Source organism: Bacteroides sp. ET336, assembly GCF_024733815.1.
Lineage (GTDB): Bacteria > Bacteroidota > Bacteroidia > Bacteroidales > Bacteroidaceae > Phocaeicola > Phocaeicola cellulolyticus.
This window is the reverse complement of the sequence record NZ_JANRHK010000003.1, coordinates 160,936-178,293: the sequence shown is the minus strand read 5'-3', so window position 1 is coordinate 178,293 and position 17,358 is coordinate 160,936. Positions and strand designations below refer to the sequence as shown.

11 protein-coding genes and 3 tRNA genes are annotated in these 17,358 nt (G+C 40.0%); 7 read left to right on the top strand and 7 right to left on the bottom strand.

Annotated elements, in window-relative coordinates:
* Positions 1–128: 128 nt before the first annotated feature.
* Positions 129–2,345, top strand: coding sequence for a bifunctional (p)ppGpp synthetase/guanosine-3',5'-bis(diphosphate) 3'-pyrophosphohydrolase (locus tag NW213_RS04980; protein WP_258322118.1), 2,217 nt, complete (start codon positions 129–131; stop codon positions 2,343–2,345).
* A gap of 105 nt (positions 2,346–2,450) precedes the next feature.
* Positions 2,451–2,852: a DUF1573 domain-containing protein gene (locus NW213_RS04975; RefSeq protein WP_154042927.1), complete on the top strand. Its 402-nt coding sequence runs from the start codon at positions 2,451–2,453 to the stop codon at positions 2,850–2,852.
* A 56-nt stretch (positions 2,853–2,908) separates the two neighbouring features.
* On the opposite strand, the gene NW213_RS04970 is transcribed toward NW213_RS04975, so the two are convergent.
* The 6 genes from NW213_RS04970 to tilS form a co-directional block, all read right to left on the bottom strand.
* Entirely contained in the window at positions 2,909–4,009 is a 1,101-nt protein-coding gene (locus NW213_RS04970) for a TlpA disulfide reductase family protein (protein WP_235339986.1), read from the bottom strand.
* 90 nt (positions 4,010–4,099) lie between these two features.
* Positions 4,100–4,804, bottom strand: coding sequence for an AbgT family transporter (locus NW213_RS04965; protein WP_258322025.1), 705 nt, complete (start codon positions 4,802–4,804; stop codon positions 4,100–4,102).
* Positions 4,794–5,522 (bottom strand): DUF5932 domain-containing protein, encoded by a 729-nt coding sequence (locus NW213_RS04960; protein WP_235340002.1) that lies wholly within the window; start codon positions 5,520–5,522, stop codon positions 4,794–4,796. Before NW213_RS04960 ends, NW213_RS04965 begins: the two co-directional genes overlap by 11 nt.
* Positions 5,503–9,975 carry a DUF5113 domain-containing protein gene (locus NW213_RS04955; protein ID WP_258322024.1) on the bottom strand — a complete coding sequence of 1,491 codons (4,473 nt, stop codon included), beginning with the start codon at positions 9,973–9,975 and terminating at the stop codon, positions 5,503–5,505. The genes NW213_RS04960 and NW213_RS04955 overlap by 20 nt, the downstream gene beginning before the upstream one ends.
* A 185-nt stretch (positions 9,976–10,160) precedes the next feature.
* The gene (locus NW213_RS04950) at positions 10,161–10,337 is read right to left on the bottom strand and encodes a histone H1 (RefSeq protein WP_154042932.1); all 177 of its coding nucleotides are present in this window, start codon (positions 10,335–10,337) and stop codon (positions 10,161–10,163) included.
* Between the two features lie 205 nt (positions 10,338–10,542).
* Positions 10,543–11,826, bottom strand: coding sequence for a tRNA lysidine(34) synthetase TilS (gene tilS, locus NW213_RS04945; RefSeq protein WP_258322023.1), 1,284 nt, complete (start codon positions 11,824–11,826; stop codon positions 10,543–10,545).
* A 181-nt stretch (positions 11,827–12,007) separates the two neighbouring features.
* Between tilS and feoB the strand changes: the two genes are divergently transcribed.
* The 5 genes from feoB (at position 12,008) to NW213_RS04920 (ending at position 16,040) form a co-directional block, all read left to right on the top strand.
* A complete protein-coding gene (gene feoB / locus NW213_RS04940; protein WP_258322022.1) occupies positions 12,008–14,488 on the top strand; it encodes a ferrous iron transport protein B in 2,481 nt (826 codons plus the stop codon).
* Between the two features lie 244 nt (positions 14,489–14,732).
* Positions 14,733–14,804, top strand: a tRNA-Cys gene (locus tag NW213_RS04935).
* A gap of 26 nt (positions 14,805–14,830) precedes the next feature.
* Positions 14,831–14,902 (top strand) — tRNA-Cys (locus tag NW213_RS04930).
* Between the two features lie 14 nt (positions 14,903–14,916).
* A tRNA-Lys gene (locus NW213_RS04925) sits at positions 14,917–14,989 on the top strand.
* Positions 14,990–15,086: 97 nt separating this feature from the next.
* The gene (locus NW213_RS04920; RefSeq protein ID WP_258322021.1) at positions 15,087–16,040 is read left to right on the top strand and encodes a lipopolysaccharide assembly protein LapB; all 954 of its coding nucleotides are present in this window, start codon (positions 15,087–15,089) and stop codon (positions 16,038–16,040) included.
* A gap of 77 nt (positions 16,041–16,117) precedes the next feature.
* On the opposite strand, the gene NW213_RS04915 is transcribed toward NW213_RS04920, so the two are convergent.
* Positions 16,118–17,287 carry a MalY/PatB family protein gene (locus NW213_RS04915; protein ID WP_258322020.1) on the bottom strand — a complete coding sequence of 390 codons (1,170 nt, stop codon included), beginning with the start codon at positions 17,285–17,287 and terminating at the stop codon, positions 16,118–16,120.
* Positions 17,288–17,358 lie beyond the last annotated feature (71 nt).

The following is a 17,358-nucleotide window of genomic DNA, read 5'->3' as shown; positions in this document are numbered from 1 at the left end:
TTGTATAAATTAAGTAATGAATTCGTTCAATAGTATAGAAATCTGCTCAAAATTATAAAAAAGGACGAAATATAACTAATATAATGAAGAAAAAAACTACCTTTACACACAAGAAAAAGGATAAAGTCATGGAAGAAACAGCTTTTTTTAACAGTAATGAAAAGGAATTACTCTTTACATTATATAAAAAACTACTAAGGCTATCAAAAGATACTCTACAAAAGGATGATTGCAGAAAGATAAAATCGCATCTTATCAAGGTGATGAAGAACGGAGGTATTCCAAGAAATGCATTTGGAATGAATCCGATAATAAAAGACATGCAGACAGCCGTCATCGTAGCTGAAGAGATAGGTATGCGCCGTGCCTCCATACTGGGTATAATGCTTCACGAATCTGTGAAATACAATCTTTGCACTCTTGATGAAATAAAAAACGAATATGGGGAAGATGTAGCCGGAATAATCAAAGGTCTTGTAAAAATCAATGAACTTTATGCAAAAAGTCCGACTATAGAATCGGAAAACTTCAGAAATCTTCTGCTCTCATTCGCAGAAGACATGAGGGTTATTCTTATAATCATTGCAGACAGGGTAAACCTGATGCGACAGATTAAGGACTCAGAAAACGATGAAGCCAGAATCATGGTTTCGAATGAAGCGGCATATCTGTATGCTCCTTTAGCACACAAGCTAGGATTGTACAAGTTAAAATCCGAGTTGGAGGACTTGTCACTGAAATATACGCAGCATGACATTTATTATCATATAAAAGAAAAGCTGAACGCCACAAAACAAGCGCGCGACAGATATATTGACGCCTTTATCGAGCCTATCAAGAAGAAGCTGGAGGATGCAGGACTGAAATTCCACATGAAAGGAAGAACAAAGTCAATACACTCGATATATCAGAAGATGAAAAAACAGGGTTGCCCTTTCGAAGGTGTTTACGACCTGTTTGCAATAAGAATAATCCTGGACTCTGAACTGGAAAAAGAAAAACAGGAATGCTGGCAGGCATATTCGATTGTTACCGACATGTATCTGCCTAACCCGAAACGTCTGCGCGACTGGCTGTCGGTGCCTAAAAGCAACGGATACGAATCGCTTCACATCACAGTGATGGGCCCTGAAGGCAAATGGGTGGAAGTACAGATACGTACTGAAAGGATGGATGAAATAGCCGAGAAAGGTCTGGCTGCACACTGGAGATACAAAGGCATCAAAGGTGAGACAGGGCTTGACGAATGGCTTAACTCCATACGCGAGACACTGGAAAATGCCGACAGCGATATCGAGGCCATGGATCAGTTCAAGCTCGACCTTTATAAGGATGAAGTGTTTGTTTTTACACCAAAAGGTGACCTCTACAAACTTCCTCAAGGAGCAACGGTCCTGGACTTTGCCTTTACCATTCACACGAACCTGGGAAGCAAGTGTATAGGTGCAAGGGTGAACGGAAAGAATGTCCAGCTGAAACAGATTCTGAATAGTGGAGATCAGGTGGAAATCATGACCTCCAACACTCAGGTGCCGAAGCAAGACTGGCTGAACTTTGTAACTACATCGAAAGCCAGGACAAAAATACGACAGGCACTAAAAGAAATAGCGGCACGACAAACACAGTTTGCCAAGGAAACGCTTGAACGCAAATTCAAAAACAAGAAAATTGAATACGACGAGTCCATACTGATGCGACTTATCAAAAAAATGGGCTTCAAGAGCGTAACCGATTTCTACAAGAGCATATCCGACGAGAGCAGCGATATAAATACGATTATCGACAAATACGTGGAGATGCAAAAGCGTGAGACGGAACAACGCGAAGAAGTGATATACAGAAGTGCCGAGGCATATAATCTGCAACAGAACGCAGAAGCCAAAGACTACTTCAAAGACGACGTGCTGGTGATAGACCAGAACCTGAAAGGTATTGATTTTAATCTGGCTAAATGCTGTAATCCTATCTATGGAGACGATGTGTTCGGATTTGTCACTATCTCAGGAGGTATAAAGATACACCGCTGCGACTGTCCTAATGCTCCAGAGATGAAGGCCAGATTTCCGTACCGTATAGTACGCGCCAGATGGGCAGGCAAGAGTCAGGGCAAACAATATCCTATTACGCTGCGTATAGTAGGACATGACGACATAGGTATTGTTACAAACATCACGTCTATCATCAATAAGGAGAATGATATACTTTTAAGATCAATCAGTGTAGATTCGCACGACGGATTGTTCTCGGGAATGCTTACGGTAATGGTGGACGATACATCAAAACTGGAAGCACTGATAAAAAAACTAAGGACAGTAAAAGGTGTAAAACAGGTGAACCGAGGTTAAAATCAACCTGTTACAGCAATATTCTGTTAATTTTGGTGATTAAAAGCATTTATAAATTAGATTATAAACTAAATTCGCAACAAGAATTATAAAAGTAGAACAAGTATGAAGAAGTTTATTCTTACCACAGTTATGTTCTTCATGGGCATAATCATGGTAATGGCTGCCGGTACAGCAGAAATAAAGTTTGAGACAACGACACACGATTTTGGCAGTTTCTCGGAAAACAGTCCTAAAGTGACATGTACTTTCAAATTCACTAATGTAGGCGACGGTCCTCTGGTCATTCATCAGGCTATAGCGACATGCGGATGCACGGTGCCACAGTATCCAAAGGAACCTATCAAACCGGGTGAAAGCGGTGAAATCACAGTGACTTACAACGGTGCGGGAAAATTTCCCGGCAGATTTCAGAAAACCATTACACTACGCACAAACGGAAAATCTGAAATCACACGTCTGATTATAAAAGGTGATATGATGCCTGCAGCAGCTGACACAAAATAGCATAAAAAAACGAAGAGACTGACAACAGCCTCTTCGTTTTTTTATATAAGAATGAATTATTTCAAAAGTTCACCGAGTTTTGCAGCAATGTCTTCGCCACGTAAATCTCTTGCTATGATGTTTCCTTCCTGATCAACAAGAACTGTTGCCGGGATAGCACGTACACCATATAATGCAGCACCTTCACACTGCCAAGCCTTAAGGTCTGACATCTGTGGCCATGTGATATTCAGATCCTTGATAGCCTGTTTCCATTTGTCGGCATCCTTATCAAGAGATACACCTACGATACCGAAACCTTTAGACTTGAACTCTTTATAAGCAGCAACAACGTTAGGCATTTCCTGACGGCAAGGTCCGCACCAGCTAGCCCAGAAGTCTATAAGTGTATATTTGTTCTTGCTCACAAAGTCAGAAAGTTTTACAGTCTCTCCTTCAGGAGTATTCATAGAGAAATCAATGTATTTCTTTCCGACAACAGTATTCATTGCTACATCAATATATTCTTTTAAACGAGACATAGAAGAAGATGACATGAATTTCTGAGGCAGTTTATCCAACAAAGCTTTTGTCTTTTCCACTTCGAAAGAGAAACCGTTAGACTGCAACATATAAGCACCTACAACATTATTGATATTTGCTTCTGTCTGTGCATAAACACAATCCATATATTCTTCGGATATTTTATCGTATGCCTTAATCAACGAATCAATCTGTGCTTCTGCTAGAGTAGTATCTTTACGAAGAGTAGTAGCGATTGCATTCATCTGATTTTCATAACCAGAATACTTTTCTATCAAGCTAGCAAAAACATCATTTGATGAAGTTCCTGAAACTTTTGAATTACCTTTAGCCATATCAACCTTGATATTACCCTCCTCAATAAATACTGTTGCATTGATGTCCTGAGTTTCATCACCATATATTATAAACTTAGGTGCAAATACTGAATCAGGCATTCCCTTGAATTCAAACTTACCGTTCTTGACTATGGCAGAATCCAAAGTGAAGGCTTCTCTTCCATCATAATAACGCATGTAAACATAGTCACCATCCTTTGCACCGTCTATGGTACCATTGATAGTATAACCACCTTTCTCCTGGCAAGCAGCCAATGCCATTACACCAACTGCAGCAAATAGTAATCCTTTTTTCATTTTTATTTTTAATATAAAATTATTGCCTGCAAATTTATATCATTATAATTTAATATAGAGAATTATCGTGACGTTTTAATTATATTTAATTCAACTTTTATAATAAAACTCCCAAAACAAGGGTATAAGACAACATATCCAATATGTAATATCAACCCAACATTCTGTCATACCAAAACATACAGGAAAGCCGCTGTATTCGAAAGCCACCATAAACTGTATGACAAAAAACAGTGAGACCAAATATGACGGGAAACGCGAAAACATATACGACATACCTTTCACTACATCTGTATCGCTACGGTAATGATCGGCAGAATAGCCATATACCATAGATGTTACTCCTATACCTATAGCCAATATACACAGAGCGCCATCGTGTAACGGCGAATCAACATACCTTCCGGTGACGCCACGTACAATATTCCATGGTCCCCATGCCAACAAGGCATAAACCATGAAATAGGCAACCGCTATCATAACAGCAGCAACCAGAGACTTTTTCTCTTTACCGGACATTTTACGTTCACGACGTACCATACGCCATATCAAGCCGCCCAATCCCGAATGCAGGAACAATCCCACAGACATGAAAAAAAGGAATACTATATATAGCGCAGGCGATGACATCAGTTTTTCTTCTGTGTATCTGAGGAACCATCTCAACGCTTCAGTACTTATGATATTCCTTATGCCATCCCAGGCATAGACACTGCCTATCCATGAAAGTACGGCAACAAACCACCAAAGCAGAAAAAATACTGTAGCCGGATGTATTATGTTTTTATTCTTCATCTGGTTCAAGATTGTCAATATCAAGAATTCTCAGTTCGAATGCACGGGTTACCAGCCTGCATGCATTCACACCTACACGTTCGTCCGAACGGAATAGCCTGTTTATCAGGTCATTCTGTCGTTTTTCTATAGACTTGACTCCAAATGGCATAGCTTTCAGGTTTGTTATCATTTCTTTTGTATAGCCAAGGGCAAGGTGACGGAGCAGTCTTTCATCGTATTCATCAATATCATAATCGATTATTGCTTCCTGACGTTTCTGCTCAACAGCAACACTTTGTTTGAACCGTGAAACTATTTTCTCAAGAATAGGATAGTTGAACACAAGCTTCTTGCCTTCCATAACCGCCTGCACATCTACAGCTGTCAACAATTCTCCTGTCTTTAATATTATGCCATCGGCTCCTGCATTAAGCGCATCCACCCAAAGCTTTTCATTCAGTACCTCACCTGTAAATATCAACACTTTTATTTTAGGTTTCTGCTTATGCAGGCGTGAACATATTTCGACGCCGATAGTGGTAGAACCTCCCAGTCCCAAATCAAGCAACACAAGGTCGGGCGTTTTGGTTTCAAGCAAGGTCCAGAATTCGGCTTCTGTCATTGCTGTTCCTATCACTTCCGCATTAGGTATCTCATGACGGAAAATCTCTTCCGTACCTTTAAGTTCCAACTTTACATCCTCTACTATTATTACTTTAAATTTTTCCATCTTTATATGTATCTTTGTTTTTAATATTTCTATTTACACTTTTCAAAGGCAAAGTGAACCAAACGCAGAAACCTTTTCCTCCGTCAGCTACCTTTGCATTAATCCGGCATCCTCTTCTTCCACCGAACTCGTCATGATCTCTTATAATCTGCTTGCATATCAGATATTCCGTTCCGTACAATACGTCTCCATTATCGGACAGACCAACTTTTGCATTATCAGGATAAAACAGCATGTTCAGTTCTTCCTGCGTGAAGTTACGCCTGTAGTCAACAAAATCGAACCTTGCAAATCCTTCATCAACACTAACGGTAAGCGTAAGATTTCCTTCTGCGTTATACCTTAAAGCTTCGTCTATCAGATTTTCCAAAAGGAAACGAAACAGTATTTCATCTCCGGTCACAAAGCATTTATGACGCAATTCTATGTTAAACACAGGATAAGTTTTCAGACGTTTTACCGATTTGAGATAATACTTGCGAATATCTTCCATAACTGCCGGAACATCTATTGCAGCGCGCCTGAAAGTTACGCCATCAAGCATTCTTGAAGCGCATGAGGACAACAGGACGAATATATCTTTATAATAATTCACCAGTTCGTCCATGTCTTCCAGATCTTTCAATACTGTGTCGTCTGACGCACAGCCATCTTCCGCATATCTGATCTTTTCGACTATTTTCTTTAGTCTTCCCGGATAGTAAATGGTTTCGTGCTTGATTGTAGAAAGACAATTATCAAGTACAAGATTCTGTACATGCAACATGTTTTCTTCGTGTTGCGCCCTTAAAGTTTCATCTTTAGCAAGTTCGATATCCTGGAAATGTTTCTCTACCTGCACTATGGTATGATATAAAGCGACTCCCAGATATTCGCTCACAAGCTCAAGCAGCAAACGGTCTTCGGCCCTGACAGACCTGTCACTACTCATAAGCCCCATGACACCTATACACTTGATACCTCCGGAAACATCAACCCGAAGAGGCATAAAAATCCAGTTATTCCAGTCATAATCAATTATACATCTGCCAGAATACGATTTATTCAGCTTTTCAAGTATAATCTCATCATCGCAATCCTTATACCACGAGCAGTTCAATTTCTTTTCCGAATCATCATATACACCAATTACAAGATTATCTATTGTAACAAGCTCATTTATATCGCGGAATATAACACTGACAGCATTGGAACATATTTCTGAAGGCGACTGCGAATGATTGTCGGACGCAAGTGACGAAAAGACAGAGCTGTTAATCGTAAGCACCTGTTCCATGTTATATCTGTAATGAAGCATGCGCCGTAAATAAATCACATAATATGCAACAACTCCCGCTATTATCAGCACAACAAAAAGCATTATAGCCACAATCTTGTTATTGGCCGATCTTTGCATTTTCTGACAATATTGCTCCAGTGATTTATCCTCGCTAATCTGCTTGTACAACGTAGTGTAAGCCTTATTATTGTAATAATATTTTGAGAACTCCTTAATGGCAAGACATGCCACAGCCACTTCATTGCGCACATCAAGTATGATATAGTAGTCCGTATCGAATTTTTCTCTCAACCACACCAGTTCCGGAATATCATCTTTATTTCCGGTATCAAGAAGAGGGGACTTCTTTCCTGAATATTTAATATAGTGCATATTCAGATAATGAAAAGCACTGTCTGCAAAATTCAAGGCTCTATTATATTGAGCTTTCACATTACTTTCATACACCATATTGGCATACGTATTTGCGATAGAAAGAAGGCTGTCGTAACCGGAAACTACGTAGCCGTTTTCTGTAAACGGGATTGAATCCGAACCACCCCAAGCATGGCATGGGGAATATCCAAAAGTTATCAATAGAATTAATACAGCAATAACCTTTCTTACCCCTTTAGGCAGGCGGAAATAAAAACGACTTCCCTTTCCCGGCTCACTGTCGATACCAAACATACATACACTGAACAGCGGACTTGTCTTACGATACTTGTCAATTATACCCTTACAGTTCATCAATCCAAAACCATGTCCTTTCTGACGGACAAGCTCATCTGTATCCAAAGCCGTATCCACACCTATCTTCAAGGAATCATATACCTTCTCGTTCAAGATACGCTCTACATCTGAGGATGAAAGGCCGGGACCATTGTCCGAAACGGATACCTCCACATAATCATCACTCTCGCGGGCGGACAGAACTATCCTTCCTCCTGAAGACGTGTATTTACGGGCATTATCTGTCAATGTATTTATCATAAACATTGTCAAAGCCTTATCAGCTTTCACCACACTATGACACTCCTCTACATCAAGATGCTGTTTCTTCATCTCAAACGTATGTCTGCCCTTGGCTATGACTGAGAAAAGTTCGTCAAGTTCAAAGTTTTCTATATTCAGGCTTATGTCACCACGTTTCATCTTTATCCAAACAGCCAGTATCTCATTATAATCATTGATTTTGGACAAGAGTTCGTTGATATAATCCAACTTGGAATTTCGAATGTCGGCAACCTTTGTATAAGACGCCTTTCTTAGCTTATCGACTTCGTTTATCACTCTGTCAATATACGGGATAATGCCTGTAACTATTGCCACACATGCCTTCTTCACCTCATTCTGGCGTTTGTTCTCGGCAATATGTTTTCTGTGTATATACTCTTCCTGTTCCAGCCTCAACCTTTCATCGGTAAGCATCATCAAATTCAATCCGTTCTCAAGCGTCCATGCCATATATGGGGTAACGAGTTTCATTATAGAAATCTCATCATGCTTCAACTTTCCTTTTTTCTTGAGCCACAAACGCCCTACCGGTTCTTCTTTTCCAGGAGCCACAAGATCGAGTACCGGTATTCCAGGCTGACCGACCCATTCAGGTCTGTCATCATTATTCTCTCCGGAGCTCAATTCAATCCATAAATCATCTGATACAGTTATACTTAACACATCTATTCTGACTGCATGCTCTACCATATCAACCACTTCGTTAACTCCGGAAGCATCCTCTGGAACGGAAGCGGTTATGTTCCGGCAGACTTCAAGCACTTTGCCCAGCTTGTCCATATAAAGGTTATTCCTGATCCTCCAGAACCTATTAAGGACAACCAATGCTACAGCAAGAACGAAAAAGCCAAGCATCACCATCATCAAAAGTATGTTCAGCAAATATGATTCCCTGTCAAGAGATGCATACCTGCTTTCCAGTTCCTTGTCCTGACGGGTGTAATCAAGAATATCAAGATAGATATTTCTGTTATAATCCGACTGGATTTTCATCCCCATAGCTGAATAGGTACGGCTCAACTGCTCCCTAAGACGGGCTATCCATTCAGGAACAGTCTTTATACCATCTTTGTTTATCCACTTCAACTCTAATGAATAGGGATATTCAGGATTGTATGTCATCAGGCGGTCTGTAGTATCACTACATGCATAGAACTTTTCATGATGCATATTCACATACTGCAAAGCCATATCAAGCAACGGCAAGGCCTTCTCTGGCATACCTATATAATTATAATATGTAGCCATTGTCCTGTACGAACCTGAAATCTGATACCAGTCGCCGTAATCGCGAAACAAACCGAGCGCCCTTTGTGCCAAATTCAAAGGCAGACTGTCCAATGGGCAATCATACTCGTTTACCGCCTCCAGCCATCCTTTTCTTTTAGATGAAATCAAATCCCTGTTCGATCTGAAATTCAGGATCTCGGCCATAGCCTGCAAAGCATTCGCCTCGAAATACACATAACCTCTTTCACTAGATATCCTAAAGCAGTCCATCAAATATCCAAACTCTCCTATCACAACATCATCCGCAGTTGGAGCAGAATACATTCCTCCTGACCCTCTCATATACATATAATTGAGAAACTGAGCGGTATCTGACTCTATCTTTTTGATATCAATGGCATCAATCTCAGCCATTGATTCTTTCTCCTGCTGCAAATAATAAAAATATACTCCTGAAGTTATATGAAACTCGGACAGTGCATAGTTAAATCTAGCCGAAAGGATAGAGTCTGTCTCGACCACCCTATCCTGTTTTATTCTCTTGATACGTCTTTGGGCACGATTTCTGTAATCATAAAACTCTTTATTGGATGATGTACGCTGACAAATCTTCATCATTCCGACATCGGCCACAAGACACTCAACCTCATTGTCGGAAAGCTCTATAACTTTTGAGAACAAAGACATGGATTTCTCGAAGTCCATCGCCATGTACGCACAGAAACCCATATTGTTAAGCACCTTAGGGAATTCAGAATAATCAGGTGATGCCAAAAGATATGCCTGATTGGCAACCTCTGTCGCCCTGGACAAATCTTTATAGCGTAATCTGTAAGAAAGGCTATTCAATGAGTCAATCTCCGATACGACTTCGTCAGGTATTTCATATTTATTACATGAAATACAAGCTACAAATAATGACAATACAATAAACAAATCGAAGATTTTTCTCATCCTGACCTCCTAATATTAAACCATAACAACCGAATTATCGGAATTTCACGGAAGTACTCACCTCCGCAGTACCATACTTCCAAAGGGAACAACAGTTTATTGACAATACATTCAAACAAAAAGGTTGTATCACTCCCACTTAACCGAAGTAATACAACCCCCTAAATAAAGCGTTGTCCCAAACATTATTTCTTAGATTCTTCCAAAGAAGCTTTTCTAAATTCTTTCAACACTTTTTCCAAATCCAAAGAAGCCTTACGTGCACGTGTACCGGCAGCTTTGTTACCTTTTTCAGCTTGCTGAGTAGCATCAGCAACAAGAGCAGCGCTCAATTCCTGAATCTTTTCAATTAATTCGTTCATAAATTATAATTTATTAAATTTTTAAATACCAAAACCGTTTATTATAAACCGCTTAGTATCTTCAAAGTAAATATAAAAACTTGGATTTACATCATAGCAGATGTGATATTTTACATCATTTAACCAAAGAATACGCAATCTTATATCTTATTATCTATTTGTCTGATTTCTTTTTACAAAACGAAAAAATTATATGTTACCATCATCATTTGGATGACAATACCTCTATCTCAACGACATTTACTGTCTTACTGTCAATACGGAAACGGTTGTCTGTCCTTTCATTGACCAACCATACTATTTCCTCACCTGAAGTAACGACCATAACATTCTCTTTCTCAAACAATGACAGCTTCCTGTCGCGTAAATAATCACGTACTTTCTTAAAGCCTTTCATGCCGAAAGGAACAAACTTATCGCCTGATTTCCATTTACGTAATTTCAACTCACCACAAAGTTTATCGGCATCAATATATGCTATGTTATTGCATTTGGGAACTTCAAAACCTGACTCCACTGAAAACATTCGTACATTAAGTCTGTAATCTTCTTCACCGGCATTCCTCTCTCTCAATAAAAGCTGTTCCCTATCTCTAAGCAAAACCCAATCATTGGAAAAGAACATTTTGCCGGAAGTCGATTTAAGGCTTCTCATTACATCCTTTATCTGCGATGAATTAAATCCCAACGGGGACAACCATTCATACAATACTGCCTGTGGAGATACTTCACACAAAAGTTTTTCTATTGACATGCCATCAGGCGAAACCATTACACGCTCGATTGAAGAATTAATGGCCTGTCTGTATATGGCTGCTACATCCGCCAACCGTTGTGCAGTCTCGCATACCGACTCGCAAAACGAAGGATTTATCTGTTTGAAAAGAGGTATAATGTCAAGTCTTATTTTATTACGTGTGTATATATCTTCCAGATTTGTGCTGTCTGTAACATAATCCTGTCCGATTTGTCTCAGATATTCAAGAATATCATCTCTTCCAGCTTCAAGTAACGGCCGTACTATAAATCCGTTCTTAGGCATTATTCCTTTCAAACCGTTTATCCCTGTACCACGTGAAAGGTTCAACAAGAAAGTTTCAACACTGTCATCCCTATGATGAGCAACAGCTATACACGAAGCTCCGTACTTCTTGCGTATTTCATCAAACCATCCGTAACGGAGTTCACGCGCTGCCATTTCTATAGACAAGGAGTTTTCACGGGCATAATCCGATGTCTGAAAATGAACAACCTCGAGAGGAACAGAAAGTCCCGCACAAAGCTTTCTTACAAAATCTTCGTCTCTGTCCGATTCGGCAGCACGCAAATGGAAATTACAATGTGCCGCCACACAGTCATATCCCAACGACAGCAATATACGCAATAATGCTACAGAATCGGCTCCCCCACTCAAGGCAACCACAAGTTTGTCTGTTTTGCCAAACAGCCCTTTTTCACTTATATATTTTTCTATCTTACTTTCTAACATATTGCAAAAATAACGTTTTTATATATACAGTAATAATGATAGAGACAATTTTATGACAATACGAAACAACATGACACATCAGACCGGAAACGAAAGCATCAATTTTATTATTTAAAAACAATCTAAATAACTTGCATAAAAAATTACTATCATCTATCTTTGCCAAAAATTAGCAATAAAAATGAAATTATCTGAACTCAAAACAGGAGAAAAAGGAGTAATAGTAAAGGTATTAGGCCACGGGGGTTTCAGAAGAAGAATCATCGAAATGGGATTCATCAAAGGAAAAACCGTTGAAGTGATACTTAACGCTCCACTCAAAGACCCTATCAAATACAAGATTATGGGATATGAAATATCATTACGCAGACAGGAAGCGGAAATGATAGAAATAATCAGTGAGGAAGAAGCAAGAAAAACAGGCAGAGACACATCTTTGTACGATCCCATTTCGGAAAACATCCCGGTTACGGAAGAACAAATGAAAATCCTTGCACAAGGGAAAAGACGTACTATAAACGTTGCCTTAGTAGGCAATCCCAACTGCGGAAAGACTTCCCTTTTTAACATAGCATCAGGTTCGCACGAGCATGTAGGCAACTATAGCGGCGTGACAGTTGACGCCAAAGAAGGTTTTTTCGATTTTCAGGGATATCATTTCAGGCTTATCGATCTGCCTGGTACTTACTCATTATCAGCTTATAGTCCTGAAGAACTGTACGTCAGGAAACATATCATAGAAGAAACGCCTGATGTAATAATCAATGTAGTTGACGCCGGAAATATAGAACGAAACCTGTACCTCACCACACAGCTTATCGACATGAATGTGAGAATGGTTATCGCTCTTAACATGTACGACGCCCTGCAGAACAGCGGAAACAAACTTGACATTAAGAAACTAAGCCAACTATTGGGAGTTCCTGCCGTTCCGACTATAAGCCGTACAGGAGAAGGCATAGACGAGCTGTTTCACGTAATAATAGGACTGTACGAAGGTGCCGACTTCATGGGGCAGAAGGAAGAAATACAGAATGAGGCTCTTCAGGAATACCGTAAATGGCATGATGCATACGTGCCCGACCATAAATACGGAAGTCACAAGGAAGAGGAAAACTACTTTACTCCCAAAAACTTCATACGTCATATCCACATTAACCACGGTCCGGAACTGGAAAGAAGCATTGAGGCTATAAAGAAGGAAATAGGAAAGATTGAAAATATCAGACATAAATATTCCACACGTTTCCTGGCTATAAAAATGCTGGAAAACGACAAGGATATAGAACGTCGTATTATTTCCGACATGCCTAATGCCGACACAATAATAGAAATCAGGAATAAAGAAGCCGAAAGGCTTAAAGCCGTGCTTAACGAAGACAGCGAACAGGCTATAACCGACGCCAAATATGGTTTCATTTCAGGAGCCCTGAAAGAGACATATACGGACAATAATCAGAACACGGAAATGTTCACACGTATAGTGGACAGCATAGTAACCCACAGAATCTGGGGATTTCCTATATTTTTCATATTCCTATACATAATGTTCGAGGGCACTTTCGTAATCGGCGACTATCCTATGCAAGCCATAGAATGGCTGGTAGGCGTAATAGCACAGACTACAGAATCGTTCATGCCCGAAGGTCCTTTAAAAGATCTGATAATAGACGGTATTATAGGAGGTGTGGGAGGAGTTATTGTGTTCCTGCCCAACATACTTATACTATATACCTTCATTTCAATTATGGAAGACTCAGGATATATGGCACGTGCAGCATTCATAATGGACAAGATAATGCACAAGATGGGGCTTCACGGTAAATCATTTATACCTCTCATAATGGGATTCGGCTGCAATGTACCTGCAATCATGGGTTCACGCATCATAGAAAGCCGCAAGTCCAGACTTGTGACAATGCTTATAACGCCTTTGATGTCGTGCAGTGCCCGTCTGCCTATTTACCTAATTCTGATTGGGGCATTTTTCCCAAGCCATGCCAGTCTTGTTTTACTTGGCATTTACAGTATAGGTATCATTCTTGCAATCATTATGGCAAGGGTTTTCAGCAAGTTCATTGTGAAAGACGATGACACTCCATTTGTTATGGAACTTCCTCCTTACAGAATGCCTACCGCAAAATCAGTATTAAGACATACGTGGGAGAAAGGTGTTCAATATCTGAGGAAAATGGGTGGCATAATAATGGTTGCTTCCATCATAATATGGTTCCTGGGATATTACCCTAACCATGACCAATATTCATCACAGGCAGAACAGCAGGAAAATTCATACATCGGCCAGATAGGAAAAGCCATAGAACCTGCAATAGAGCCTTTGGGATTTGACTGGAAAATGGGAATCGGTATCCTGTCCGGAGTAGGCGCAAAGGAACTTGTTGTAAGTACACTTGGAGTTTTATATGCAGATGATGAAGAAGTAGATAGTGTAAGCCTTGCCGAACGTCTCAATATCACGCCCCTTGTAGCCTTCGGATATATGCTGTTTACATTGATTTACTTTCCGTGTGTTGCCACAATTGTTGCAATAAAACAAGAATCGGGCAGTTGGAAATGGGCAATATTTGCAGCCACATATACCACAGTCCTGGCATGGATAGTATCATTCCTTGTGTATCAAATCGGAAAATTGTTTATGTAAATGGATATTCAAACTGTAATAATAAGTATAATAATAATCCTGTGCGTAGTCTTTGTAGGACTACGCATTTACAGGTTATTGTCCGGTAAAGGTAAGTCGGCATGCGACTCATGCACAGGTTGTGCGCTAAAAAACACATGCCAAAAGAAATAAAAAGAACTTTTTTTTCACCAAAGTATTGCATATTTAAAAAAAAGCAGTACCTTTGCATCGCATTTGAGAAAAACGACATCAAATGACTTTCGGTTCCTTGGATGAGTGGCTTAGTCAGCGGTCTGCAAAACCGTGTACGGCGGTTCGAATCCGCCAGGAACCTCTTCTTACTGAAAAATTAATTGCTACGGTTCCTTGGATGAGTGGCTTAGTCAGCGGTCTGCAAAACCGTGTACGGCGGTTCGAATCCGCCAGGAACCTCAACAACAGGCAATGCACTCTTAGCTCAGTTGGTAGAGCAACTGACTCTTAATCAGTGGGTCCAGGGTTCGAATCCCTGAGGGTGTACAAAAGAGAGGATGTCAATCAAGACATTCTCTTTTTTTGTTTTTATATATCATTGAATTTTGTAATTTTGCGGCACTAACAAATAAATGTATTAATTATGGGTCTATTATCATCCCTGTTCGGAGGAAACAAGAAAGATGAAAGCAGCGAACAGGAGAAACAGGAAAAGAAAAACTTTGAAATTCTAAAATATGATGGTATCAGGGCACGCAACATCCGACAGTTGCCATATGCCATCAAATGCTTTGAAGAAGCTACTGCAATAAAAGAAGACGTAGAGACAATGGAACTTCTGGCCGCATCATATCTTCAGACAGGAAAAACCGACGATGCGAGAACAGTATATAACCGACTGGCAGAAATTGCTCCAGAAAACACCAAAGTACTTCTTTCACTTGCAGGAGTATGTTTCATCCAAGAAGATTATCCGGCTATGAAAGAAGCGTGCGAAAAAGCAATATCCATTGACGATAAGAACAAAGCTGCATTCTATCTGGCTGCAAAGGCTGAAAAGGGAGAGAAAAACTACATTCAGGCAATAGTAATGCTGACAAAGGCAATAGCTATTGATGAGGATTTTAAGGATGCATATCAGCTGAGAGCAGAAGTTTTATGGGAAATGAGACAAGCCAAAGAAGCTATAGAGGATCTCGATTCCATTCTTTCAAAAGAAAGCGATGACGAAGATGCTTTGGTTCTGAAAGGTGAAATCTGTGCCGCTACAGGCAACATCGAAGAAGGTATTTCATATTTGGACAAAGTTCTCTCAATGAATCCTTTCAACGAGAAGGCTTATATAATGAAAGGAACAGCATTACTTGGCAATAAGGAATTCGATCAGGCCATAGCCGTTTACGACGAGGCAATTGAATTATCCCCTGAAAACGCGAAGCTATATCAGGAAAGAGGCAGGGCAAAATTGCTTAAAGGCGACAAGGACGGTTCTGTTGAAGACCTGAAAAAAGCTATAGAACTGAATCCGGAAAGCGAAAACCTGATAAACGGAAATTACAACAATTTTTCTCAGGAAAATAAAGTAGGAATTTATTAATAGAAAACAGCAAAAAACCGGAAATGAAAGCGATACCAGCATTACATTTCCGGTTTTTTATTACTCTGAAAAACAGATTACAGTGTATTATATGCTTCAGCAAGCTGTTTCATGGCACGTTCAAGGACAGAACGCTGCGTACCGACGTTCATTCTCATAAATCCTGCACCTTCACGACCAAACATCTCACCGTCATTCAATGCAAGAGCGGCTTTATCGGCAAAGAATGAATTCAGTTCATCATGGTTCAACCCGAGTTCACGACAGTCAAGCCATATCAGGTATGAAGCCATAGGACGGATAGCTTTTATTTTCGGAGTATTCTCTTTCAGGAAAGAATCGACATAATCTATATTCCCCTGAATATAATCCAGACACTGGTCGAGCCACTCAGTTCCATTAGAATAGGCAGCCTCAACAGCCGGAAAGGCAAACACATGTCCCGCATTCAACTCACCGGCTTCAAGATAAGCCTCAAATTTTCCACGCAAGGCATTATTATATATTATTGTATGCGATGCTGCGACACCAGGCATATTGAATGTCTTACTTGGAGCCATAAAGGTTACCGAATTCTTTTTCGCCTTCTCAGACACCATCGCAAAAGGCAGATGCTTATGAGGAGGAAGTGTCAAGTCGGCATGTATCTCGTCAGAGAATACCAAGATGTTATCTTCTGCACATATTTCGGCAAGTTCCTCAAGCTCTTCTCTTTTCCATACTACCCCACCCGGGTTATGAGGATTACAAAGAATAAGCACGCGTACACCTTTCTTTATGCTTCTCAGAAGTTCAAGATTCATTCTGTACTCACCATTCTCGAATATCATAGGACACTCCACCAACTGTCTGTTGTTTCTCGTTGTCAGCCATGCAAATGGATGATAAACTGGCGGCATGATGACAATCTTATCGCCCGGAGCGGTAAAACAATTCAACGCCATTCCCAAACCGGCAACTATCCCCGGAACGTAATTGATATGTTTTTTCTCTACCTCCATTCCGTAACGGGCCTTCACCCAGTTTATTATTGAATTGTAATAGCCATCGTGTTTTACCGTATATCCGAATACAGGATGTTCACAACGTTTCTTCACCGCATCGACCACAAAATCCGGTGTAGCGAAATCCATATCTGCCACCCACATCGGGATAAGATCGTCTCTACCCCATATATCTTTCATTTCGTCAACCTTGACAGAATTTGTATTTCTTCTGTCAATCAATTCATCAAAATTATACTTCATAATGATTATTCTATGTATTATAAATATTAAACCTGCATTACAAAATAAGGTAATAATGCTCGAAAATTAAA